The 21,742-nt window shown below is 71.2% G+C and carries 20 protein-coding genes; 15 read left to right on the forward strand and 5 right to left on the reverse strand.

What is annotated here, in order from left to right:
• On the reverse strand, positions 1-418 hold a 418-nt coding region (locus E1286_RS34500; RefSeq protein ID WP_187368260.1), incomplete at its 3' end, for a coenzyme F420-0:L-glutamate ligase.
• The gene (gene cofD, locus E1286_RS34505; RefSeq protein WP_132619315.1) at positions 415-1,353 is read right to left on the reverse strand and encodes a 2-phospho-L-lactate transferase; all 939 of its coding nucleotides are present in this window, start codon (positions 1,351-1,353) and stop codon (positions 415-417) included. The genes E1286_RS34500 and cofD, both read right to left, overlap by 4 nt.
• A gap of 181 nt (positions 1,354-1,534) precedes the next feature.
• Between cofD and E1286_RS51510 the strand changes: the two genes are divergently transcribed.
• From E1286_RS51510 to E1286_RS34530, 4 genes are all read left to right on the forward strand, one after another.
• Positions 1,535-3,511, forward strand: coding sequence for a hypothetical protein (locus E1286_RS51510; RefSeq protein WP_223190703.1), 1,977 nt, complete (start codon positions 1,535-1,537; stop codon positions 3,509-3,511).
• 317 nt (positions 3,512-3,828) lie between these two features.
• Positions 3,829-4,089 (forward strand): WhiB family transcriptional regulator, encoded by a 261-nt coding sequence (locus E1286_RS34520; protein ID WP_176903063.1) that lies wholly within the window; start codon positions 3,829-3,831, stop codon positions 4,087-4,089.
• A gap of 115 nt (positions 4,090-4,204) precedes the next feature.
• On the forward strand, positions 4,205-7,567 hold the full coding sequence (locus E1286_RS50760; protein WP_246075453.1) for a glycosyltransferase family 2 protein: 3,363 nt from the start codon (positions 4,205-4,207) through the stop codon (positions 7,565-7,567).
• Positions 7,564-8,868 carry a DUF5719 family protein gene (locus E1286_RS34530; RefSeq protein WP_132619317.1) on the forward strand — a complete coding sequence of 435 codons (1,305 nt, stop codon included), beginning with the start codon at positions 7,564-7,566 and terminating at the stop codon, positions 8,866-8,868. The genes E1286_RS50760 and E1286_RS34530 overlap by 4 nt, the downstream gene beginning before the upstream one ends.
• A 68-nt stretch (positions 8,869-8,936) precedes the next feature.
• On the opposite strand, the gene E1286_RS34535 is transcribed toward E1286_RS34530, so the two are convergent.
• A complete protein-coding gene (locus tag E1286_RS34535; protein WP_132619319.1) occupies positions 8,937-9,377 on the reverse strand; it encodes a metallopeptidase family protein in 441 nt (146 codons plus the stop codon).
• A gap of 253 nt (positions 9,378-9,630) precedes the next feature.
• On the opposite strand from E1286_RS34535, the gene E1286_RS34540 reads away from it, so the two are divergent.
• From E1286_RS34540 to E1286_RS34560, 5 genes are read left to right on the forward strand one after another with little or no spacing between them, the layout of a single operon-like run.
• Positions 9,631-9,999: a DUF3499 domain-containing protein gene (locus E1286_RS34540; RefSeq protein WP_090763568.1), complete on the forward strand. Its 369-nt coding sequence runs from the start codon at positions 9,631-9,633 to the stop codon at positions 9,997-9,999.
• A 45-nt stretch (positions 10,000-10,044) separates the two neighbouring features.
• Positions 10,045-11,394 (forward strand): phosphomannomutase/phosphoglucomutase, encoded by a 1,350-nt coding sequence (locus E1286_RS34545; protein WP_132619321.1) that lies wholly within the window; start codon positions 10,045-10,047, stop codon positions 11,392-11,394.
• Positions 11,391-11,558 carry a Trm112 family protein gene (locus E1286_RS34550; RefSeq protein WP_111181895.1) on the forward strand — a complete coding sequence of 56 codons (168 nt, stop codon included), beginning with the start codon at positions 11,391-11,393 and terminating at the stop codon, positions 11,556-11,558. Before E1286_RS34545 ends, E1286_RS34550 begins: the two co-directional genes overlap by 4 nt.
• Positions 11,555-12,661, forward strand: coding sequence for an SIS domain-containing protein (locus tag E1286_RS34555; protein WP_132619323.1), 1,107 nt, complete (start codon positions 11,555-11,557; stop codon positions 12,659-12,661). The genes E1286_RS34550 and E1286_RS34555 overlap by 4 nt, the downstream gene beginning before the upstream one ends.
• 48 nt (positions 12,662-12,709) lie before the next feature.
• Positions 12,710-13,636, forward strand: coding sequence for a cation diffusion facilitator family transporter (locus E1286_RS34560; RefSeq protein ID WP_132619325.1), 927 nt, complete (start codon positions 12,710-12,712; stop codon positions 13,634-13,636).
• Here the strand turns inward: E1286_RS34560 and E1286_RS34565 are convergent.
• Entirely contained in the window at positions 13,633-13,986 is a 354-nt protein-coding gene (locus E1286_RS34565) for a MerR family transcriptional regulator (RefSeq protein ID WP_132619327.1), read from the reverse strand. The two genes, E1286_RS34560 and E1286_RS34565, sit on opposite strands and share 4 nt — an antisense overlap.
• Positions 13,987-14,088: 102 nt before the next feature.
• Here E1286_RS34565 and ahcY point away from each other — a divergent pair, with 102 nt between their 5' ends.
• The 3 genes from ahcY to E1286_RS52225 all read left to right on the forward strand — a co-directional run bounded on the left by ahcY (position 14,089) and on the right by E1286_RS52225 (position 17,441).
• A complete protein-coding gene (ahcY, locus tag E1286_RS34570) occupies positions 14,089-15,516 on the forward strand; it encodes an adenosylhomocysteinase (protein WP_132619329.1) in 1,428 nt (475 codons plus the stop codon).
• 243 nt (positions 15,517-15,759) lie between these two features.
• Positions 15,760-16,995, forward strand: a complete 1,236-nt coding sequence (locus E1286_RS34575; protein WP_132619331.1) for an adenosylhomocysteinase — start codon at positions 15,760-15,762, stop codon at positions 16,993-16,995.
• Between the two features lie 185 nt (positions 16,996-17,180).
• Positions 17,181-17,441, forward strand: a complete 261-nt coding sequence (locus E1286_RS52225) for an AraC family transcriptional regulator (RefSeq protein ID WP_425464783.1) — start codon at positions 17,181-17,183, stop codon at positions 17,439-17,441.
• 308 nt (positions 17,442-17,749) lie between these two features.
• Here E1286_RS52225 and E1286_RS34585 read toward each other — a convergent pair whose 3' ends face one another.
• Positions 17,750-18,385, reverse strand: a complete 636-nt coding sequence (locus tag E1286_RS34585) for a DUF305 domain-containing protein (protein ID WP_132619333.1) — start codon at positions 18,383-18,385, stop codon at positions 17,750-17,752.
• 163 nt (positions 18,386-18,548) lie between these two features.
• On the opposite strand from E1286_RS34585, the gene E1286_RS34590 reads away from it, so the two are divergent.
• The 3 genes from E1286_RS34590 to E1286_RS52230 form a co-directional block, all read left to right on the forward strand.
• Positions 18,549-19,940 carry an LVIVD repeat-containing protein gene (locus E1286_RS34590; RefSeq protein ID WP_132619335.1) on the forward strand — a complete coding sequence of 464 codons (1,392 nt, stop codon included), beginning with the start codon at positions 18,549-18,551 and terminating at the stop codon, positions 19,938-19,940.
• Positions 19,941-20,030: 90 nt separating this feature from the next.
• Positions 20,031-21,413: an LVIVD repeat-containing protein gene (locus E1286_RS34595; protein WP_132619337.1), complete on the forward strand. Its 1,383-nt coding sequence runs from the start codon at positions 20,031-20,033 to the stop codon at positions 21,411-21,413.
• Positions 21,414-21,498: 85 nt separating this feature from the next.
• Positions 21,499-21,742: ATP-binding cassette domain-containing protein (locus E1286_RS52230; RefSeq protein ID WP_425464782.1), on the forward strand; the 244-nt coding region annotated here is incomplete at its 3' end.

Here is a 21,742-nt window from a genome sequence, read left to right on the forward strand (position 1 = left end):
CGCCCAGCCCCGCCCTGATCCGCCGCGCCGAGGCGTCGGGGTCTTCGGGCAGGAGGAGAACGGTGCCGGGCGCGGTGTTGGAGGCGTCGACCCCGGCGGCGGCCATGACGAAGCCGTGGCGGGTCTGGGAGATGACGGTGTCGCCGCGCCTGGCGACCACGCGCTCGGTCTCCTCCTCGATGGCGAGGGTGCGGTCGGGCGCGTGGCGCACCCGGCCCTCGGCCTTGCTGACGATCTTGGAAGTGACGACGACGATGTCGCCGTCGCGCAGGCCGGCGTGGCTCAGCAGCGCCGCCACGTCGTCGCCGGGCCGCACCTCGCCGATGCCGGTCACCGCGATCACCTCGACCCGGGCGGCTGCCGGCGTGGTCGTCGCATCTGCTCCCGCGGGGGTCGGGCGGTTGTCTTCTGCGGTCATCGGGCGAGCTCCAGGGCGAGGTCGAGGGCGGTGCGGGCGATGTCGGCGGCGGCCTCGGCGTCGTGCATGAGGATCGGGCGCGCCACCACCCGGACGCCGTCGAGCGCGACGGCGGAGTCCTCCTCGGCGACCAGCCAGCCGTCGATCAGCTCCGAGCCGTACAGCTCCAGGACGGCCTGCGCGGTGGTCTGCACGCCGATGGCGGTGAGGCACGCGTCGGCCATGCCGCGCACGGGCGCGCCGCCGATGATGGGGGAGACGCCCACCACGGTCTTGGGCAACAGGGCCTCACGGATGCCGGGGATCTGCAGGATCGTACCGATGCTCACCACCGGGTTGGACGGCGGCAGGATCACCACGTCGGCCCGCTCGATCGCCTCCAGCACGCCGGGCGCGGGCTTGGCGGTGTCGACCCCCACCAGCGCGAACGACCGCGCTGGGACGGAGGCACGCAGCCGGATCCACCACTCCTGGAAGTGGACGGCCCGCCGGCCGTGCTCGTCCTCGATCACGACGTGGGTCTCGCAGCGGTCGTCGGTCATCGGCAGCAGCTGCACGCCGGGCTGCCAGCGGGTGCACAGCGCCTGCGTGATCTGCGAGAGCGGGAAGCCGGCCTCCAGCATCTGCGAGCGCACGATGTGAGTGGCGAGGTCGCGGTCGCCGAGCCCGAACCACTGCGGCTCGACGCCGTACGCGGCCAGCTCCTCCTTGACCACGTGGGTCTCCTTGGCCCGGCCCCAGCCCTGCTGCTCGTCGATGCCCTGGCCCAGGGTGTACATCACGGTGTCGAGGTCGGGGCAGATCCGCAGGCCGAACAGGGTGATGTCGTCACCCGTGTTGCCGATGACGGTGATGGAGGAGTCCGGCGCGGTGGCGCGCAGGCCGCGAAGGAACCGGGCGCCGCCGATACCGCCGGCGAGTGACACGATGTGCATGCGGCCCAGTCTTTCACCGGGCGCTGACACCCCAGATCTGGGAGTGGTTTTCGCCGCATTTGTCGGCGAAGAAGTCCCAGTATGTAGCGATTTGGTGCTCGCGAGGTTTCTGGGACTTCCGCCGGGCGAGTCAGTGTTGTGGCAAACTCCCTTCGGACCAAAGGGTCCGATGGGGGTTCTTGTGAACAAACTTGACGTCGCCCGGCTGAAGGAGCCGGCTGCCTGGATCATGCTCGTCACCGGGTTGATGAACGTGGTGCTGGCGGTCGGACACATCGTCATCGGCTCGTCCGGCTCGTCGCCGTTCGCAGGCTCGTCGTCCTTCGCGGAACGCTCGATGACGTACTTCTCGAGCCTGACGAGCCCGGTCGTGACGGCGCTGTTGCTGGGCGCGGTGCTGCTGGCCACCAAGGTCGGCCGGCCGTCGTCCAAGGCCAAGCCGCTCGCGTACGGCGCGGCGGCCGGGCTGGCGATCGCCACGGTCTTCGGCCTGATCGCGCTCCTGGCCGGCCTGGCCGCAGGAGCCGGGGCCCGGGCCACGATCGAGCACTTCTTCCTCGGCCTGCCCACGCTCGCGCTCACCGCCGTCGCCCTGGTCTACCTGCTCCCGCAGGTCATGCCCGAGCGGCCGGCCGCGCAGGTCTACCAAGGCCAGTTCGGCCAGCAGCCCGGCTTCTTCGGCGGGCAGCAGCAGCCGTACGGGGAGCAGGCCCAGCAGGGTTACGGTCAGCAGCCCGGCTACGGCGGCTCCCAGGAGCAGCCCGCCGCGCACGGCCAGCGGGAGCAGCCCCCCGGCGCCTACGGCCAGCAGTCCATGCCGAACCAGCCCTCCGCTCCGGGCGTCGACTACGGCCAGCAGCCCCCGTCGGGCCAGGAGCCGGGTTACGGGCAGCCTGGTTACGGCCAGCAGCCTCCCTCGGGCCAGGAGCCCGGCTACGGGCAGCCTGGCTACGGCCAGCAGCCTCCCTCGGGCCAGGAGCCGGGCTACGGTCAGCAGCCTCCGTCGGGTCAGCAGCCGGGTTACGGGCAGCCTGGCTACGGCCAGCAGCCTCCCTCGGGCCAGGAGCCGGGCTACGGCCAGCAGCCCGCGTCGGGCCAGGGCTACGGGCAGCAGCCCCCGTCCGCCCAGCAGCCCGGTTACGGGCAGCAGCCGCCGTCGGGTCAGCAGCCCGGTTACGGTCAGCAGGGCTACGGGCAGCAGGGTTACGGTCAGCAGGGCTACGTTCAGCAGCCGCCGAGCTTCGGCGGTCAGCCCGACCAGGCCGCCTACGCCCCGCAGCAGCCCGAGCCCCAGAGCCCCCAGCCTCCGCAGCCGGCGCCGTACCAGCCGATCCGGGGCGCGCTGCCCGCCGCCCCCTCGGACCAGCGCCAGCCGGAGCAGCAGGACCAGGGCTACTTCGGCCAGCAGTCCTACGCCCCCGCCGACACCGCCCCTTCGACGCCGGGTTCGCTCGTCGGCGAGTACACCCCCGCGCCGTACGTCCCGGCCGACAGCCAGCCGGACGCCTACGGTCAGAACCCGTACGCCCCGCCCGCCGACCAGGCCGGCGCGTACGCGCCCCCGGGCGAGACCCTGCCCAACGCCTTCGCCGCGCCCGGCGAGCCGGCGTACCCGGGGGGCGAGACGGCCCCGAGCATGCCGTACCCGTCGGCCGAGCAGCCCTCCTACGGGCAGCAGCAGTACGGCCAGCAGCAGTACGGGCAGAACGCCTTCGACCAGCAGGGCAGCCAGCCGTTCACCGGCTACTCGGGCCAGGAGTACGCCGCCTCGGCCGGGTACCAGGAGCCCGACCCGCCGGTCGACCCGCGCTCGCAGCAGCTGCTCGACGCCTACCAGCAGGCGGAGTCGTACCAGCACTCGAACGCCGGGGGCACCCAGCCGGAGCTCCACGTGCCCGACTACTCGGGTCAGACGGGCCGGCCGTACGACGACCCGCTGGGCCACCCGCAGCAGCAGCCACCGCAGCACGGCGGCGGGTACGAGCCCCAGCAGGGCCAGTACCAGCCCGCCCACCAGGCCCAGCCGGGCTGGCCGGAAGCTCAGGGCGAGTCGACGATGCGAATCGATCCGGCGGCGTTCGACGGTGACCACCGCCGCCCCGGTGACGACCCCATCGACCCAACCGCCATATACACACCCAACGAGCCACGCAGGTAACGGACCGGCAATGAACGGTTAGAGAGAAGGTGGGCCACGGGCGGGCGTCTATCCCGCCCTGGTACGGTTCCGACCGCTGACAGCGTTGCACAAGCCAGGCCGATGCCATGCGCGAGAGGTGTCGGCCGGTGAGAACATCACATGCCGAGCACACCGGGGCGAGATCTGGTCTTTCCCCGGATACCTGCATGCCGCTTGACGCCGCGTACAGCACACGCGTGTAATTACAACCATGTTGTTACGCCTTCCAGTGGGTGGGTAATAAGGAAGGCGTCCATGGGGGGCTCCATTGCGGGCGGGCGGCAGGGAGGTGTGCAGTGACCGATCCGGTCATCGCACAGGAACAGCTTGACGCTGAAGAACTCGGCTGGCAGGAGCGCGCGTTGTGCGCGCAGACTGATCCGGAGGCGTTCTTCCCGGAGAAGGGCGGCTCCACCCGAGAGGCCAAGAAGGTGTGCCGATCGTGCGAGGTTCGTGCGGAGTGCCTGGAATACGCACTCGAGCACGACGAGCGCTTCGGCATCTGGGGTGGGCTGTCCGAGCGGGAGCGCAGACGGATCAAGCGCCAGGCCGTATAGGTATAAGGGGGGAAAGGGTCACGCGGGTAGCCGTGTGACCCTTTTCGCATCTCCTGACACACTTTCACCGGTATGGTGGGCGCGCCTGATCTTCCCCCTCAGGAGTCGCCCACCGATGTCACGTCCCTTCGTCACCGCGATCGTCGTCGCCCATGACGGCGCGCGCTGGCTCGGGGAGACGCTGCGCGCTCTGGTCAGCCAGAGCCGCAGGCCGGACCGCGTGGCCGGCGTCGACAACGGCAGCAGGGACGCCTCGGCCGACCTGCTGGCCCAGACGCTCGGCACCGGCAACCTGGTCTCCCTGCACCGTTCCTCCGGCTTCGGCGAATCCGTCGCCGCGGCGCTCGCGAAGCTGCCGACCGCCGGCCCGGACGAGTGGATCTGGCTGCTCCACGACGACTGCGCGCCCGATCGGCATGCGCTGGAGGCGCTGCTCGCCGCGGCCGAGCACGATCCCAAGGCGGCCGTGCTCGGGCCCAAGCTGCGCGACTGGATCGACCGACGGCGGCTGCTGGAGATCGGCGTGACCGTGGGCCGCACCGGGCGCAGGGACACCGGGCTGGAGCCGGGCGAGTTCGACCAGGGGCAGCACGACGGGGTGCGCGACGTGCTGTCGGTGTCGACGGCCGGCATGCTCGTCCGGCGCGACGTGTGGGAGAAGGTCGGCGGCCTCGACCCGTACTTCGCGCTGTTCCGCGACGACCTCGACCTGTGCTGGCGGGTGCGCAACGCCGGTCACAAGGTCCTGAACGTGACCTCCGCCGTGGCCTGGCACGTCGAGGCGGCGGCCCGCAGGCGGCGGCGCATCGCGGTCAGCGGCGACCACCCGCGCCGCCTCGACCGGCGCAACGCGCTTTTCGCGATCATGGCGAACCTGCCGTTCGGCGCGCTGCTCTGGGCGCTGCTGCGGAACGTCGTCGGCGCGGCCGTGCGCACGCTGCTGTTCATCGTGAGCAAGCAGCCGGCGAACGCGCTGGACGAGGTGGTGGCCATGGGGTCGGTCCTGGCGCACCCGGGGCGGCTGAGACGGGCGCGGAAGGCCCGCCGTCATGGCCGCAAGAAGGGATATATCCGCATAAAGCGGTTGATGACCCCTCGGTGGGCGGCGTACCGGCGGCTCACCGACATGGTGCAGAGCTTCCTCGCCGGGGAGGCCCCGCTCGACTCGGCCGGCCGGCACCACCACGCGGCCACGGGTGACGAGCAGGAGATCGCCCCGCCGCCGGACACCGGGTCGGTCAAGCGCTTCGCCGGGCGGCCCGGCGTCATCCTCATGTTCGCGCTCACCGTGGTCGCGCTGGTGGCCGAACGGTCGCTGCTCGCCGGGGAACGGCTCGGCGGAGGCGCGCTCGTCCCGGTGACCGGAGGCGCGTCCGACCTGTGGGCGTTCTACACCGAGGGCTTCCACGACGTCGGGCTCGGCTCGACCGCTCCCGCGCCGCCGTACGTGGCCGTGCTGGCCGCCCTGTCCACGCTGGCGTTCGGCAAGACGTGGGTGGCGGTGTCGGTGCTGCTGCTCGGCTCGGTGCCGCTGGCGGGGGCCACGGCGTACCTGGCCACCCGGCACGTCATCCCGGCGGTGCCGGCGCGGGCGTGGGCGGCGGGGACGTACGCGCTGCTGCCCGTCGCGACGGGCGCCATCGCGGCGGGACGGCTGGGGACGGCGGTGGCGTTCGTGCTGATCCCGGTCTACGCCTGGCTCCTCACCACCATGCTGCGCGCCGAACCCCGCCGCGCCCGCCGCGCCGCCTGGGGTCTCGGTCTCCTTCTGACCGTCGGTACGGCGTTCGTGCCGCTGGTCTACCCGCTCTTCGCGATCGTCGGCATCCTGGGCGCGGTCGGCGTCCACCACGTCCGCTCCCGGCGCGCCGTCGCGTCCGGGCAGGAGATGGCCGGGGAGCTCGGCCAGGACCTCTTCGGCAAGGGTCAAGGCGCCGCCGGCGCAGGCGACCCGGGAACCGCCGACCAGACCGCCGCCGGTCTCTTCAGCCCAGGAGCGGCCGTCCAGGTCACCGCCGGGGTCACCGCCGGGGTCACCGCCGGGGTCGCCTCCGGCCAGGGGGCTGCCGGTTTCTTCGGACCAGGAGCGGCCGGCAGGGGTGCGGTCGCTCTCGGCGAGGGACCGGCCGGTCGGGATGTGGTCAGTGCCGTGGCGCTTGGCCCGGGGGCGGACGCCCCCGCTGAGCGAGCTGATGCGGGGCAGGGACCCCGCGGCCGCCGCGCCGGCAGACGGCGGGCATCCGGACATGAGGCCGCGGCGAACGGAGCCCAGGAGCGGGAAACCGGCCGCGGCCGCGCCGGCCGCAGCGGGCGTCGTGGCAGGAAAGGCACCGACGTCCGGAACGCGGATGACCCGCAGAACGGTGGTCATTCCCGCAGCAATGGGGATGCCCGCACCGGCGGCAACGCCCAGAGCGGCGCGGACGTCAGTGACGGGGTGGCGGCGTCGATGGGCATCGCGCTCGCCGTGCCGCTCGTGCTGCTCATGCCCTGGCTGGCGAGCCTGGTCACGGACCCGGGCAGGTTCCTCCTGGAGGCCGGCCTGCACGACCCGGCCCTGGTGGACCCGTCACTCGGCCCCGAATCGCTGCTGGCGCTCAGCCCCGGAGGGCCCGGCCTGCCGCCGTTCTGGGTGACGGCCGGGCTGGTGGCGGCGGCGCTGGCCGCGCTGCTCATGCGCCGCCAGCGTGTGATCGTCGCCATCGGCTGGGGCGTCGCGCTCTACGGCGTCGGCGCGGCCATCCTGGTCAGCCGCGTCGCCGTCGACGGCGTGCGGGTCTGGCCGGGAGTGCCGCTGGCGTTCGCGGGCGCGGGGCTGGTGGTCCTCGTGGGCCTGACCGCCCACCGGCTGAGCGAGATCCGCGCCGGGGGCGGCCTGCGCCGGGTGGGGGCGACGGCGGTGGTGGCGGTGGCGTTCAGCACGCCGCTGCTGGCCGCCGGCCACTGGATGGCCACCGGCGTGCGGGGGCCGCTCGTCGGCGACGCCCCCGACGTGCTGCCCGCCCTGGCAGCGGCCAGGACCACGAACGGAGAACGCACTCTCGTGATCGAGGGCTCGTCCTTCACGATCCTGCACGGGCGTACACCGGTGATCGGCGAAGCGGAGCTGCCCGTCGCCTCCGAGGCCCGCTCCCGGGTGGAGGCGGCGGTGCAGGGCCTGGTCGGCGGGCGCGGCGGCGACGCGGCCACGCTGGCGAGCAACGGCATCGCGATGGTCGCCGTCGCTCCGCCCCTCTCACCGGCCCTGGCCAGGACGCTCGACTCGCAGCCGTCGTTGCAGCGCCTCAGCCTGTCGGACGCGGGCGGCCTGTGGCTGCTGACCGAACCGGTCACCCGCGTGCCCGCCCAGCCGGCGAGCGTGCTGCACACGCCGTGGTTGTGGGTGCAGGGCGCGCTCGTGATCGTGATCGTGATCCTGGCCTCGCCGGGCCGGCGCCAGACCGAGGGCACCGAGCCGGCCGTGGCGGTGGCGCGATGAGCAGGTTCGTGGAGCACAGGTTCGGCCTGCTCGTGCTGGTCGTGGTGTCCCTGCTCGCCCTGTACGGCGTCGCGCTCGTCACCCGCCCCACGCCGCCGTCCCCGCCCGCGCAGACCCCGAAGCGGGTCGCCGTCGAGTCGGTCACCGCGGTCTGCCCAGGGGCGAAGGGCCAGCAGGTCAACGTCTACCTGCCCGGCACCCTGAACGCCGAGACCCTGGAGAACGGCGACCCGTACGTCACCAAGGGCCCCGGCGGCCTGGAGGCCGGTTACCTCGTCCGCGCCACGGCAGGGGAGTCCCGCGGCCTGGCCGGGATCCGCTGCACGGAGCCGGCCGCCGAGACCTGGCTCGTGGGCCCGGGACCGGTGCACGCCGACGTGCGCCTGCACCTGGTCAACGCCGACAAGGCGCCGGCGCTGGCGGACGTGCAGGTGTACGCGGCCGAGGGCCCGGTCTCGGGCGACAAGGGCGTCGGCCTGGAGATCGCCCCCGGCCAGCACCGCGAGATCGACCTGCGGACGCTGGCACCGTCGGCCGACATCATGGCCGTCAGCGTCACCACGATCTTCGGCCGCGTCGCCGCCTTCGCCAGGACCACGATGGAGACCGGGGGAGTGGACTGGCTCCCGTCGGCCGGGCCCCCGGCCACCCGCGTGGTCGTCCCCGGCATCCCCGGGGGCGGCGGTCAGCGCAGACTGCTGGTGGCGGCGCCCGGCGAGACGGACGCCCTCGTGCGGCTCACGGCCGTCAGCGAGGACGCCGAGTACGCGATGCGCGGCCGCGAGACGGTGTCCGTGCCGGCGGGCAGCGTCGTCGCCCTCGACGTCACCACCACGCTGGCCGGCTCGTCCGCCGCGCTGGTGCTCTCGTCGCCGACGCCCGTCGTGGCCGGCTTGGTCGTCACCAGCACGGGCCGGCCGGGGGACGTCGCCTTCACGGCCGGCACCCCGTCCCTGGAGCTGGGCAGCGCGGTGGCCCGCAACGGCGCCGGCTCCCGGCTCGTGCTGACGGCGCTCGGCAAGCCGGGCAAGGTGCGGGTGCAGGTGCTGCCGGCGGGGGGCGAGGCGGCGGAGCCGTTCGAGGTGGACATCCCCGCCGGGCGCACCAAGAACGTCAAGCTGGCGGCGAAGGGCGACTTCGCGGTGTCCGTCACTCCCGTGGCCGGCGAGGTCTACGGCGCCCGCGTGGTGGAGGAACGCGCGGGGAACGCCGTCCTGCTCACCGTCCAGCCGCTCGCGCCGGCGCGTTCGTGGACCCTGCTGCCGCCCCTCACCGACACCCCCAGGGTCGTCGCGCCCTGACGCGTCACCCGACGGCCTCCAGCGCGTTGCCGTCGGCGGGGCGTCGCGGCGTGGAATCCGGCGCTGCCTCAGCGGCGGTCGTCGTAACCCGGGTCGACGGTCTCCGGGGAGAGGCCGAGCAGGGTGGCGACCTGCTCCACCACCGTGTCGTGGACGAGGGCGCCCAGCGTCTCGCGGTCGCGGGCCCTGGCCTCCAGCGGGCGGCGGTAGACCACCACCGACGCCGGCGACTGGCCGGTGGCGGCGTCGGCGCGGCCGAACGGGATCGGGTCGGAGCTCAGCTGTGGCCCGTCGCCCAGCTCGCTCAGCGGCGGCACCTCCTCCACCGCGAACTCCACCACCGACAGCTGTCTCTCCCACCGCGGCCGGAGCCGGTCGACGGCGTCGAGCACCAGGTCGTCGAAACGTTCGCTGCGCGACTTGGCCACCGGGACGTGGGAGGGAGCGAGCGGGCCGCGCAGGCCGCGACCATGCCGATCGCGCCGTCGGGGACCGCGCTTGTTTGTCACGCCAGCAAGTGTACGGGCCCGCCTCCTGCGTCACCGGGAGCGGAGCCGCGGTTCTGGGGCAAGATCGGTGGGGTTCGGGTGATTGGGCAGGTGGTGATATGGGCAAGCCCGGGGTGGGACGGCCGGCACGAGGCCCGGTGACTTCGGGGCATGTGGGTGGAAAGGCTGCGACAGGTGTCCGAATTGTGGCGACACGCTCGTTAAGAGCGCTCAGATAGTGGCGCCTCGCACTCTTACCGGATACGGTCCCTCCGTGAGCCCCGTCCGCCGTTGTTCCCGCACCGCTTGCAGCCAGCCTGCCGTCTTCACGCTCACGTACGTATACGCCGACTCGACCGCTGTTCTCGGCCCCCTGGCGACGTACGCGGAGCCACACTGTTATGACCTGTGCGCCGAACACGCCGAGCGACTGACCGCCCCCCGCGGCTGGGAGGTGGTCCGCCTGCCGACCGACGGCGCTTCGCCCAGCTCCGACGATCTCGAGGCACTGGCCAACGCGGTCAGGGAGGCCGCGCGTCCCACGACGTCCGGCAGCGGGGAGCCGGTCGGTCAGGGGGTCGAGGTCGGCCGCCGCGGGCACCTGCGCGTTCTGAGGTCGGCCCAGCAGCACCGCGACCGGTAGGCTCGTTTTACACGGAGGAGAACGACCTAAGGGCGGAGCTGGAGAGTGGGCGACCTCGCCAAGATCTTCAAAGCGTACGACGTTCGCGGCGTTGTGCCCGACGAGCTCGACGAGCCGACCGCCGAGGCCGTGGGGGCGGCCTTCGTCGAGGTGACCGGCGCCCGGTCGGTCGTGGTCGCACACGACATGCGCGAGTCGTCTCCGCCGCTGGCCGCCGCGTTCATCCGCGGCGCCCGCTCGCGCCGCGCCGACGTCGTGCACGCCGGTCTGGGCTCGACCGACCTGCTCTACTACGCCAGCGGCAGCCTCGGGCTGCCCGGCGTCATGTTCACCGCCAGCCACAACCCGGCGCGCTACAACGGCATGAAGATGTGCCGGGCCGGCGCGGTGCCGATCGGCGGCGACACGGGCCTGACCGAGATCCGCGACCGCGCGGCCGAGCTGGTCGGCGCGACCGCCACGCCCAGCGGCTCCCTGATCGAGAAAGACCTGCTCAGCGGCTACGCCCACCACCTGCGCACACTGGTCGACCTGAGCGGCGGCCGGCCGCTGAAGGTCGTCGTCGACGCGGGCAACGGCATGGGCGGCCACACCGTGCCGGCCGTGTTCGAGGGGCTGCCGATCGAGCTGGTGCCGCTCTACTTCGAGCTCGACGGCAGCTTCCCCCACCACGAGGCCAACCCGCTGGAGCCGCAGAACCTCGTCGACCTGCAGCGCGCCGTCCTCGACAGCGGCGCCGACCTGGGTCTCGCCTTCGACGGCGACGCCGACCGGTGCTGGGTGATCGACGAGCGCGGCGCGTCGGTCTCGCCGTCGGTGATCACGGCCCTGGTCGCGGCGCGCGAGCTGGCCAAATACCCCGGCGCGACGATCATCCACAATCTGATCACCTCGCTCGGGGTGCCCGAGATCGTCCGCGAGCACGGCGGCGTCCCCGTGCGCACCCGGGTGGGGCATTCGTTCATCAAGGCCGAGATGGCGCGCACGGGCGCGGTTTTCGGGGGCGAGCACTCGGCCCACTACTACTTCAGGGACTTCTGGTTCGCCGACTCCGGCATGCTGGCCGCGATGCACGTGCTGGCCGCGCTGGGCGAGCAGGATCGGCCGCTGTCACAGGTCGTGTCGGCCTACTCCCGTTACCACGCCTCGGGCGAGGTCAACAGCACGGTGTCCGACCAGGGCGAGGCGCTGCGCCGGGTGCGCGAGGCGTTCGCCGGGCGCGGGGAGTTCGACGAGACGGACGGGCTCACCGTGACCGGGCCCGGCTGGTGGTTCAACCTGCGGCCGTCCAACACCGAGCCGCTGCTCAGGCTCAACGCCGAGGCGGCCGACGAAGCCAAGATGACGGCGATCAGGGACGAGGTCCTCACGATCGTGGGAAAGGTGTCAGAGTGAAGATCGACGACTGGCTGCTGGAGATCCTGGCCTGCCCGGCCTGCAAGGCCCCGCTGCGCGCCGAGGCCGAGGCCGACGAGCTGGCCTGCACGGGCTGCGGCCTGGTCTACCCGGTCCGAGACGACATCCCCGTCCTGCTCGTCGACGAGGCCAGGAAGCCGTGACCTGGGAGCCGGAGAGGCTCGACGACCAGCGTCATCTCAGCGAGGCCGACCCGGAGGGCATGCTGCCCGCGGTCGCCGCCTCGGCGGCCCACGTACGCACCGGCCACCGCGCCGCCGTCGAGGCCGGCCTCGACCGGCTGGCCGGCCATGGCCGCCCGCGCGCCATCGTGGTGGCGGGCATGGGCGCCTCGGGCATCGTCGGCGACATGCTCGCCGCGGTCGCCGGCAACGGCGCGCCGCTGCCGATCGTGACCTTGCGCTCCTACCAGCTGCCCGGCTGGGTGGGCGCCACCGACCTGGTGGTCGCCGTCTCCGGCTCCGGCCGCACCGAGGAGACGCTGGCCGTCGCCACGCAGGCCGTCCGCAGGGGCTGCACGCTGCTCGGCGTGGGCCCGGCCGGCTCCCCGCTGCAGGCGATCGCCACGCAGGCGTCGGCCGTCTACGTGCCGGTGCCGGTGACCGGGCAGTCGCGGGCCGGCCTGTGGCTGCTGGCCGTGCCGGTGATCGAGGCGGCGGCGGCGCTGCGGCTGGTGTCGGCCGACGCCGGCCTGTTCGAGCGGGTGGCCAAGTCGCTGGAGGACCTGGCGAACCGCTGCCGTCCGTCCAGCGACTCGTTCATCAACCCGGGCAAGTCGCTGGCGATGGACCTCGCCGAGAGCGTGCCGATGGTGTGGGGGGCGTCGGCGCCGACGTCGGTCGCGGCCTACCGGCTGGTGTGTCAGCTCGCCGCGAACGCCAAATACCCCGCCGTCCACGGTGAGCTGCCCGAGGCCGCGCACCACCAGGTCGCGGCCTTCGACGGGCCGCTGGCCGAGCGCGACATCTTCGCCGACGCCGCCGGGCGTACGCTCAGGCTGGTCGTCATGCGCGACGTCGAGGAGCACCCGCAGGTCACGCGGCAGCGCAAGGCGGCGCTGAGGCTGGCGGGCGATCGCGACATCCCGGTCACCGAGCTCGCGGCCGAGGGCGAGCACCCGCTGGAGCGGATGGCCTCGCTCATCATGCTGGGCGACTACGCGAGTACGTATCTCGCGCTGGGATATGGGACAGACCCGACGGCTGTGTCAGCGATCACGGAGATGCAGGCCCGAACTTCCCCATAGTATCGCTTATCAGGCCTTTATCGTGATCATGTTGAGTGGAGTAGATCGGTGAGCGCGAGCGGCGGTACCAAGGCAATCATTGCGGCCCTGACCGCGAACCTGGCCATTGCGGTGGCCAAGTTCGTGGCGGCGTTCTTCACCGGGTCCTCCTCGATGCTGGCGGAGGGCATCCACTCGGTCGCCGACTCGGGCAACCAGATCCTGCTGCTGGTCGGCGGCAAGCGGGCGGCCCGGGCGAGCACCCGGGAGCACCCGTTCGGCTACGGGCGCGAGCGCTACTTCTACGCCTTCGTGGTGGCGGTGGTGCTCTTCACGATCGGTGCGGCGTTCTCCATCTACGAGGGCGTGCACAAGCTCTCCGACCCCCACCCGGTGGAGGCGCCGATCTGGGCGTTCAGCGTGCTGATCTTCGCGATCATCGCCGAGGCGTTCTCGTTCCGTACGGCGATCAGGGAGTCGAACGCCGTCCGGGGGCAGCAGTCGTGGTGGGCCTTCATCCGCCGCTCCAAGTCGCCCGAGCTGCCGGTCATCCTGCTGGAGGACCTGGGCGCGCTGCTCGGCCTGATCTTCGCGCTGTTCGGCGTCACGATGGCGGTGGTCACCGGCGACGGCGTCTGGGACGGCATCGGCACCCTGATGATCGGCGTGCTGCTGGCCGTGATCGCGATCGTGCTGGCCATCGAGACCAAGTCGCTGCTCGTCGGCGAGGGCGCCTCGCCCGACGTGGAGGAGCAGATCCGCGGGGCGCTGGCGAACGCGCCCGAGGTCGAGCGGATCATCCACATGCGCACGCTGCACCTCGGGCCGGAGGAGCTGCTCGTGGGCGCCAAGATCGCGGTCGCCCACGACGAGACCGCCGCCGAAGTGGCGCGCGGCATCGACGAGGCCGAGCGGCGCATCCGTGAGGCCGTGCCGATCGCGCGGGTGATCTACCTGGAGCCCGACCTCGACAGGTCGCGCACTCCGGCGTCCTAGGCGGGGCGGCGGGGGCCGTCCGAGGGGCGCAGGAGGCGCAGGGCCTTCTCCTTCTCGAAGTCCAGGGCCCTGCGGGGCACCTGGATGCGGCCGATCCGCACCCCGAGGTCGCGTACGGCCGCCGCCACCGCCGGCTCGGTCAGCACCCGCAGCGCGAACGCCAGCTCGGCCGGCGACACGTCGAACCGCTTCTCCAGCTCCACGCCCTGGGCCACGGCCGCCAGCTCGTCGGGGCCGAAGCGCCGGTGCGCCCCCTGCTCCCTGACCGGCGGCAGCAAACCCAGGGCTTCCCGGTATCGGAGCATCCGCGGGGACATGCCGAGCCGTTTCGCCGCTTCCGTGATGCGCATTCTTACATTCTTACGTCAGTTTCGGCCTGCTTGAGATGCGACTCCGCGGGAGCGGCGCCTACACTCGTCGCAGACAACATCAGTGACGCGAGGGGAAACCCGATGGACTTCAAGGTCGCAGACCTTTCACTTGCCGACTTCGGCCGCAAGGAGATCCGGCTCGCCGAGCACGAGATGCCCGGCCTCATGGCGGTCCGCAAGGAATACGCGGCCTCTCAGCCCCTCCGCGGCGCGAAGATCATGGGCTCGCTCCACATGACCATCCAGACCGCCGTGCTCATCGAGACGCTGGTGGCGCTCGGAGCCGAGGTCCGCTGGGTGAGCTGCAACATCTTCTCCACGCAGGACCACGCCGCCGCCGCGGTCGTCGTCGGCCCCGACGGGACGCCCGACGACCCGAAGGGCGTGCCGGTGTTCGCGTGGAAGGGCGAGACGCTCGAGGAATACTGGTGGTGCACCGAGCAGGCCCTCACCTGGCCGAACGGCGACGCGCCCAACATGATCCTCGACGACGGCGGCGACGCCACGCTGCTGGTCCACAAGGGCGCCGAGTACGAGAAGGCCGGTGCCGTGCCGCCCGCCACCGCCGACGACCCGGAGGAGTGGCACGTCATCATCGACCTGCTCACCCGCACGGTCGGCGCCGACAAGAAGTGGACCAAGATCGCCGAGAGCATCAAGGGCGTCACCGAGGAGACGACCACCGGCGTGCACCGCCTCTACGAGATGCACAGGAACGGCCAGCTGCTCTTCCCGGCGATCAACGTCAACGACTCGGTCACCAAGTCGAAGTTCGACAACAAGTACGGCTGCCGCCACTCCGTCATCGACGGCCTCAACCGTGCCACCGACGTCCTGATCGGCGGCAAGGTGGCCGTGGTCTGCGGCTACGGCGACGTCGGCAAGGGCTGCGCCGACGCGCTGCGCGGCCAGGGCGCCCGGGTCATCGTGACCGAGATCGACCCGATCTGCGCGCTCCAGGCGGCCATGGACGGCTTCCAGGTGACCACGCTCGACGAGGTCGTCGGCATCGCCGACATCTTCGTCACCGCCACCGGCAACTTCAACATCATCACCGCCGGGCACATGGCGAAGATGAAGCACCAGGCGATCGTCTCCAACATCGGCCACTTCGACAACGAGATCGACATGGCCGGCCTCGCCAAGCTGCCGGGCATCGAGCGGCGCAACATCAAGCCGCAGGTCGACGAGTGGGTCTTCGCCGACGGCCACTCGATCCTGGTGCTCGCCGAGGGCCGCCTGATGAACCTGGGCTGCGCCACCGGTCACCCCAGCTTCGTGATGTCCAACTCGTTCACCAACCAGGTGATCGCGCAGATCGAGCTGTTCACCAAGACCTCCGAGTACCCGCTCGGCGTCTACACGCTGCCGAAGCACCTCGACGAGAAGGTCGCCCGGCTCCACCTCGACGCTCTCGGCGTCAAGCTCACCGAGCTGACCAAGGAGCAGGCCGCCTACATCGGCGTCCACGTCGAGGGCCCGTACAAGTCCGACCAGTACCGGTACTGATCGATCGAAGAGCTCCGGGAGGGGTGCTTCTCCTTCCGGAGCTTTCCCTTGACGGCAGGGAGGCTCTCCGTTCCCGGGGGTTCCCGTCTCACGGGGCTTTCCCCTGTCCATCCTTTACGGCAGGCCAAGTCACCCGCACGCGCCGTAACCCCTTGCCGTCGGTCCTGGCCGGTCGTGAAGGCTCACGGGCCGGGCGCCGTGACGGAGCGGGTTCTTGGCCGCGTTCTTCGGTTAAGGCACCCCATGGATCTGAGTGACAGCGGTGAGCGGCAGATCTCCTGGGCCGCGCGTTCGATGCCGGTGCTGACGGCGATCAGCGAGCGGTTCGCGCTCGAACGGCCGCTCGACGGGCTGCGCATCGCGGCCTGCCTGCACGTCACCGCCGAGACGGCCGTGCTCATGGGGGCGCTGAAGGCGGGCGGGGCCGAGATCGCGCTGGCCGCGTCGAATCCCCTGTCGACGCAGGACGACGTGGCCGAGGCGCTGCGCGGCTACGGCATCGCGGTGCACGCCCGCGCGGGGGTCGACCGGGCCACCTACTACCGCCACATCCACCAGGCGCTCGATGTCGGGCCCGACCTGGTGCTGGACGACGGCTGTGACCTGGTGAACATCCTGCACACCGAACGTACCGACCTGCTGGAAGGCGTCGGCGGCGGGTGCGAGGAGACGACCACCGGCATCATCCGGCTGCGGCAGATGGCGGCGGAGGGCGCCCTGCGGTTCCCCGTCGTGGCGGTGAACGACACTCGGACCAAGCGCATGTTCGACAACCGGTACGGCACCGGGCAGTCGACGCTCGACGGCATCATGCGGGCCACCAACACCCTGCTGGCCGGTCGGACGGTGGTCGTGGCCGGGTTCGGGTTCTGCGGGCGCGGGGTGGCCGAGCGGGCCAAGGGGTTCGGCGCCCGGGTGATCGTCACCGAGATCGACGCCGTCAAGGCGCTCGACGCCACCCTGCAGGGCTACGAGGTGCGCCCGATGGCCCAGGCCGCCATGATCGGCGACCTGTTCATCACCGTGACGGGCAACCGCGACGTGATCAGGGCCGAGCACCTGGCCGTCATGAAGGACGGCGCGATCCTGGCCAACGCCGGCCACTTCGACGTCGAGATCGACGTGCGGGCGCTGGACGAGCTGACCCACGAGGTGCACCGGGGCGTGCGGCCCAACACCGACGAGTACGTCATGCCCGACGGCCGCCGCCTGCTGCTGCTGGCCGAGGGCCGCCTGGTCAACCTGACCGCCGCCGAGGGGCATCCGGCGGCCGTCATGGACATGTCGTTCTCCGCGCAGGCGCTCGCCGTGGCCTGGCTGGCGGGGGAGCGGGCGGGCCTCGCGCCCGGCGTGTACGACGTGCCGGAGGAGATCGACCATGAGGTGGCCCGGCTCAAGCTGGAGGCCGCCGGCATCGGCATCGACACCCTCACCGCCGACCAGGAGGCCTACCTGCACTCCTGGAGAGTGGGCTCCTAGAACCGCCCAGGATACGTGGCTCGTTCGGTGTCCATCAGCTCCTGGTGACCGAGGCGCCGGCCGTCGCCCAGGATCACGCCGGCCAGCAAGCGCAGCGCGGCCCGTCGTTCCAGACGATCCGGACCTGGGCTGGCACGGAGTCACCAGCGAGGAGCCGCGAGGATCGCGCAGGGCCCCGATCAGCGGTGGCCTTCGTCGCCCAGGGCGCGAAGCGTTCCGTCCCGGGCGAGCGCTCCCCCGACTACCACGCGGGCCAGTACGTCAGCGTCGACCTGCCGCTGACCTCGCAGGTCATCCGTGCCTCGCCCGGCGAGCCGTTCCAGGCGTTCGGGATGGCGCTCGAACGGGCCGCAGGGCGACATGGTCCGGCAGATCGGCTCGGCCGACAGCCGCGTGAGCCTCGTCGCCCGCCATCAGACGGATTCGGCCGCGCTACAACCGGGTGATCCGCATGAAGGTCCTGGCCGACCACCTCGGGGTGAGCATCTCGTCGCTCAACCGGCACTTCCTGGCGGTCACGGCTATGAGCCCGCTGCGGTGTCAGAAAACAGCTCCGGCTCCAGGAGGCGCGGATCACGCTGATCTCGGCGCCGCACGACGTGGCGACGGTCGGATACGGCGTGGGGTACGAACAGCCCCTCGTAGTTCAGCCGCGAATACCGGCGCATGTACGGGCTGCCGTCCGCCCAGGACGCGGCCCGGCTCCAGGCCGAGCTGGACTCGGCGCACGGCGTGCCGATGTAGGCGCGGCCGGTCAGAGCTCGGCCTGCATCTCCTGCATGCGGCGGATCTCGGCCGTCTGGGTGACGTTGACGTCGCCGGCGAGCTCCTCGACCCGGATGTGCGTGCCGCTCATCAGGACCTGCTCGGACATCTTGATCGCGCCGAGGTGGTGGTTGATCATCAGCTCCAGGAACATCCGGTCGAAGTCCTTGCCCTTGGCCGCCTTGAGCGCCTCCAGCTGCTCGGGCGTGGCCATTCCCGGCATGCCCTCGTGCGCGGCGTGGTGTTCGGGCGCCTGCTGACCCTGCTCGCGCAGCCAGGTCGTCATGAACTGGATCTCCGGGCCCTGGGCGGCCTGGATCCGGTCGGCCAGGCTCTTCAGCTTGGCCGACTCCGCCCGGTTGGGGGCGAGCAGCGCCATGTCGAGGGCCTGCCGGTGGTGGACGATCATGTCCTGGACGTACGTGATGTCGGCCGCGTTGGCGGTCTGTGTCGGCACCGCGGTCGCGGCTTCGTTCGGCGACAGCGTCCTGGCCTGTTCGCCCGGGCGTCCGGGGGCGATGACGGGCGCGGTCGAGTCGGCCCGGGGCGTCTGCGGCGTCGCGCTGGAGCTGCAACCGGAGAGGGCAACGACCGTGCCCACGATGACGATGAGCGCGGCGCGCACTCAACCTCCCTGCTGACTCGGTGGGAATGGGAACTTTAGGTGAAGAACGCCGCAATTGAAAGGGGTCGAATCGGAACAAAAATTGACACGTTGGACGCTGGCCTGCGAACGCGAAGGAGGTAAGGATTGCGTAGGTTTATGCCCCCTTTATCGGAGGTTCCGAGTGTTCACCCCCCGAAGGGCCGCCGTTCTCGTCGCGGCCCTCGTCGCCTTCGCCGGCGCTACCGTGCCGGCCGCGCAGGCGGCTGACATCCCGGCTCCTGGCGAGATCGTCATGAGCCCCAACATCAGCCATGTCACGAACGTTCCCAAGCCCGGGGCGTTGACCGACATCAACACGGACATGGCCTTCCAGGGCGACTACGCCTATGTGGGCAACTACTCCGGGTTCTCGATCTACGACATCAAGAACCCGAAGAAGACGTCCGTGGTCAGCTCGGTCGTCTGCCCCGGCGGGCAGATGGACATGAGCGTCTACGGCAACCTGCTGTTCGGGTCCGTCGACGCCTCGCTGAACAACGACTCGTGCAGCGCCACCTCGCAGCCGGCCTCCAACGAGAACTCGTGGGAGGGCGTCCGCATCTTCGACGTCTCCGACAAGGCCAACCCGAGGTACATCAAGTCGGTCGAGACGAACTGCGGCTCGCACACCCACACGCTGGTGCCCGACAGCAGTGGCGAGAACGTCTACATCTACGTCTCCTCCTACACGCCGTCGGCGAACTTCCCCGACTGCCAGCCGCCGCACGACCTGATCTCGATCATCAAGGTGCCGCTGGCCGACCCGACGGCTGCCTCCGTCATCGCCACGCCGAACCTGTTCCCCGACGGCGGGTTCCCGGGTGTGCCGGGGTCGTATCCGGTCGGCAAGTCGGCGACGACGGGCTGCCACGACATCACCTCCTACCCGGAGAAGGGCATCGCGGCGGGCGCCTGCATGGGTGAGGGCATCCTCATGGACATCCGCGACCCGGAGCAGCCGAAGGTCACCGCGACCGTCCGTGACGAGGTGAACTTCGCCTTCTGGCACTCCGCCACGTTCAACAACGACGGCACGAAGGTGATCTTCACCGACGAGCTCGGCGGCGGCACCCGGGCCACCTGCAACGAGGCCATCGGGCCGGACAAGGGCGCCAACGCCTACTACGACATCGTCGACGGGCAGATGGTGTTCAAGAGCTACTTCAAGATCGCCCGTCACCAGGCCGACAGCGAGAACTGCGTCGCTCACAACGGCTCCCTGATCCCGGTCAAGGGCCGCGACATCATGGTCCAGGCGTGGTACCAGGGTGGCATCTCGGTCGTCGACTTCACCGACTCGGCCAACCCGCAGGAGATCGCCTTCTTCGAGCGCGGCCCGGACAACACCGCGCCCCCGCTGGACGGCGGCTTCTGGTCGGCGTACTACTACAACGGCTACATCTACGGCTCCGACTTCAACCTGGGCCTCGACGTGCTGAAGATCAACGACCCGCGTACGAACCAGGCGAACAGCGTGAAGATGGACATCCTCAACACGCAGACGCAGGGCTCGTACCCCGAGCACGGCCGCTGACCGTGCCGGCGGTGAGGGCCTGACCTGGCCCTCGCCGCCATTTCCGGTGCACAGTCCCCCCGGACAAACGCGATCAAGGAGGCTCCCCGAGTGTCCCTCACACGTCGTGCCATCGCTGTCGCGGCGGCCGCCGCGGCAGCGTTAGCCCTGGCGGGCGCTCCCGCGCTGGCCGCCGACATCCCGCCCGCCGACACCGTGGTCACCAGCCCCAACGTGAGCCACGTCCTGAACATCCCCAAGCCCGCCCCCATCGCCGGCACCATCAACACCGACATCGCCTTCCAGGGCGACTACGCCTACGTCGGCAACTACGGCGGCTTCTCGATCTACGACATCAGGAACCCGAAGAAGGCCAAGGCCGTCAGCTCCGTCGTCTGCCCGGGCTCCCAGATGGACGTCAGCGTCTACGGCAACCTGCTGTTCGGCGCCGTGGACAGTCCCCGCAGCGACGACTCCTGCAACAGCACCGGCCTGCCCGCCACCGAGGAGAGGTCCTGGGAGGGCGTCCGCATCTTCGACATCTCCGACAAGGCCAACCCGAGGTACATCAAGTCGGTCGAGACAGACTGCGGTTCCCACACCCTGACCCTGGTGCCGGGCAAGGGCCGTGACCGTGACAGGAACGTCTACGTCTACGTGTCGTCGTACCTGCCGAGCGCGACCTTCCCCGACTGCCGGCCGCCGCACGACAAGATCTCGATCATCAAGGTGCCGCTCAAGGACCCGGCCTCCGCTTCGGTCGCCGCGACTCCGGTGGTCTTCCCCGACGGCGGCAACGAGACGCAGCCCGGCCTGCTCCTGCCGACCAGCGGTTGCCACGACATCACCGTCTACGCCGAGAAGGACATCGCGGCGGGCGCGTGCATGGGTGACGGCGTGCTGTTCGACATCTCCGACCGGATGAACCCCGTGATCACGGCGCGGACCACGGATCCGAACTTCGCGTTCTGGCACTCCGCCACGTTCAACAACGACGCCACCAAGGTCGTCTTCACCGACGAGCTCGGCGGCGGCGGCGCGGCGACCTGTAACGCGACCGTCGGGCCCAACCGCGGCGCGGACGCCATCTACGACATCGTGGACGGCGAGTTCGTCTTCAAGAGCTACTTCAAGATCCCGCGCTACCAGGCCGACACCGAGAACTGTGTCGCCCACAACGGCTCGCTGATCCCGGTCAAGGGCAAGGACATCATGGTCCAGGCCTGGTACATGGGCGGCCTGTCGGTCTGGGACTTCACCGACTCCGCCAACCCGCGGGAGATCGGCTACTTCGAGCGCGGCCCGCGCTCGGACGGCTCCGGCGGCGGCATCTGGTCGGCGTACTACTACAACGGCTACATCTACGCGGCCGACTTCAACGAAGGGTTCGACATCGTCCAGATCAAGGACCCGCTGACGGACGGCGCCAAGGGCGTCCGTATGGACCACCTGAACGTGCAGACGCAGGAGTCGTACGGCCGAGGCCGTCACTGACCCCTTCGCGTCAGCGAGGCGGTGCGAACCCGCCCGGAGTCGCCTGCGGCGGCTCCGGCGGGGGATAGGGGCCCTGCCGCGGCTGTTGCCGCGGCGGGGCCTCCTGCGTGAAAGGCCCTGGCTGCGTGTACGGGCCCGGCTGGGTGTGCTGGCCGGGCTGCGTGTACGGGCCGGGCTGGGTGTGCTGGTCAGGCCGGGTGTACGGGCCGGGAGCCTGTCCGGCGGGCAGCAGCAGCGCGTGGCCATCGCGCGGGCGCTGCTGCAGCGGCCCGAGCTGGTGCTCGCCGACGAACCCGTGGCCTCGCTCGACCCCGAGACGGCCGCCTCGG

The sequence above is a fragment of the Nonomuraea terrae genome (assembly GCF_004348995.1).
Taxonomy (GTDB): Bacteria; Actinomycetota; Actinomycetes; order Streptosporangiales; family Streptosporangiaceae; genus Nonomuraea; species Nonomuraea terrae.

Bases quoted from the DNA above. Each gene is read 5' to 3' on its own strand.
- cofD (WP_132619315.1), bottom strand. From the start codon at position 1,353: ATGCACATCGTGTCACTCGCCGGCGGTATCGGCGGCGCCCGGTTCCTT.
- E1286_RS50760 (WP_246075453.1), top strand. From the start codon at position 4,205: ATGTCACGTCCCTTCGTCACCGCGATCGTCGTCGCCCATGACGGCGCG.
- E1286_RS34530 (WP_132619317.1), top strand. From the start codon at position 7,564: ATGAGCAGGTTCGTGGAGCACAGGTTCGGCCTGCTCGTGCTGGTCGTG.
- E1286_RS34565 (WP_132619327.1), bottom strand. From the start codon at position 13,986: ATGCGCATCACGGAAGCGGCGAAACGGCTCGGCATGTCCCCGCGGATG.
- ahcY (WP_132619329.1), top strand. From the start codon at position 14,089: ATGGACTTCAAGGTCGCAGACCTTTCACTTGCCGACTTCGGCCGCAAG.
- E1286_RS34575 (WP_132619331.1), top strand. From the start codon at position 15,760: ATGGATCTGAGTGACAGCGGTGAGCGGCAGATCTCCTGGGCCGCGCGT.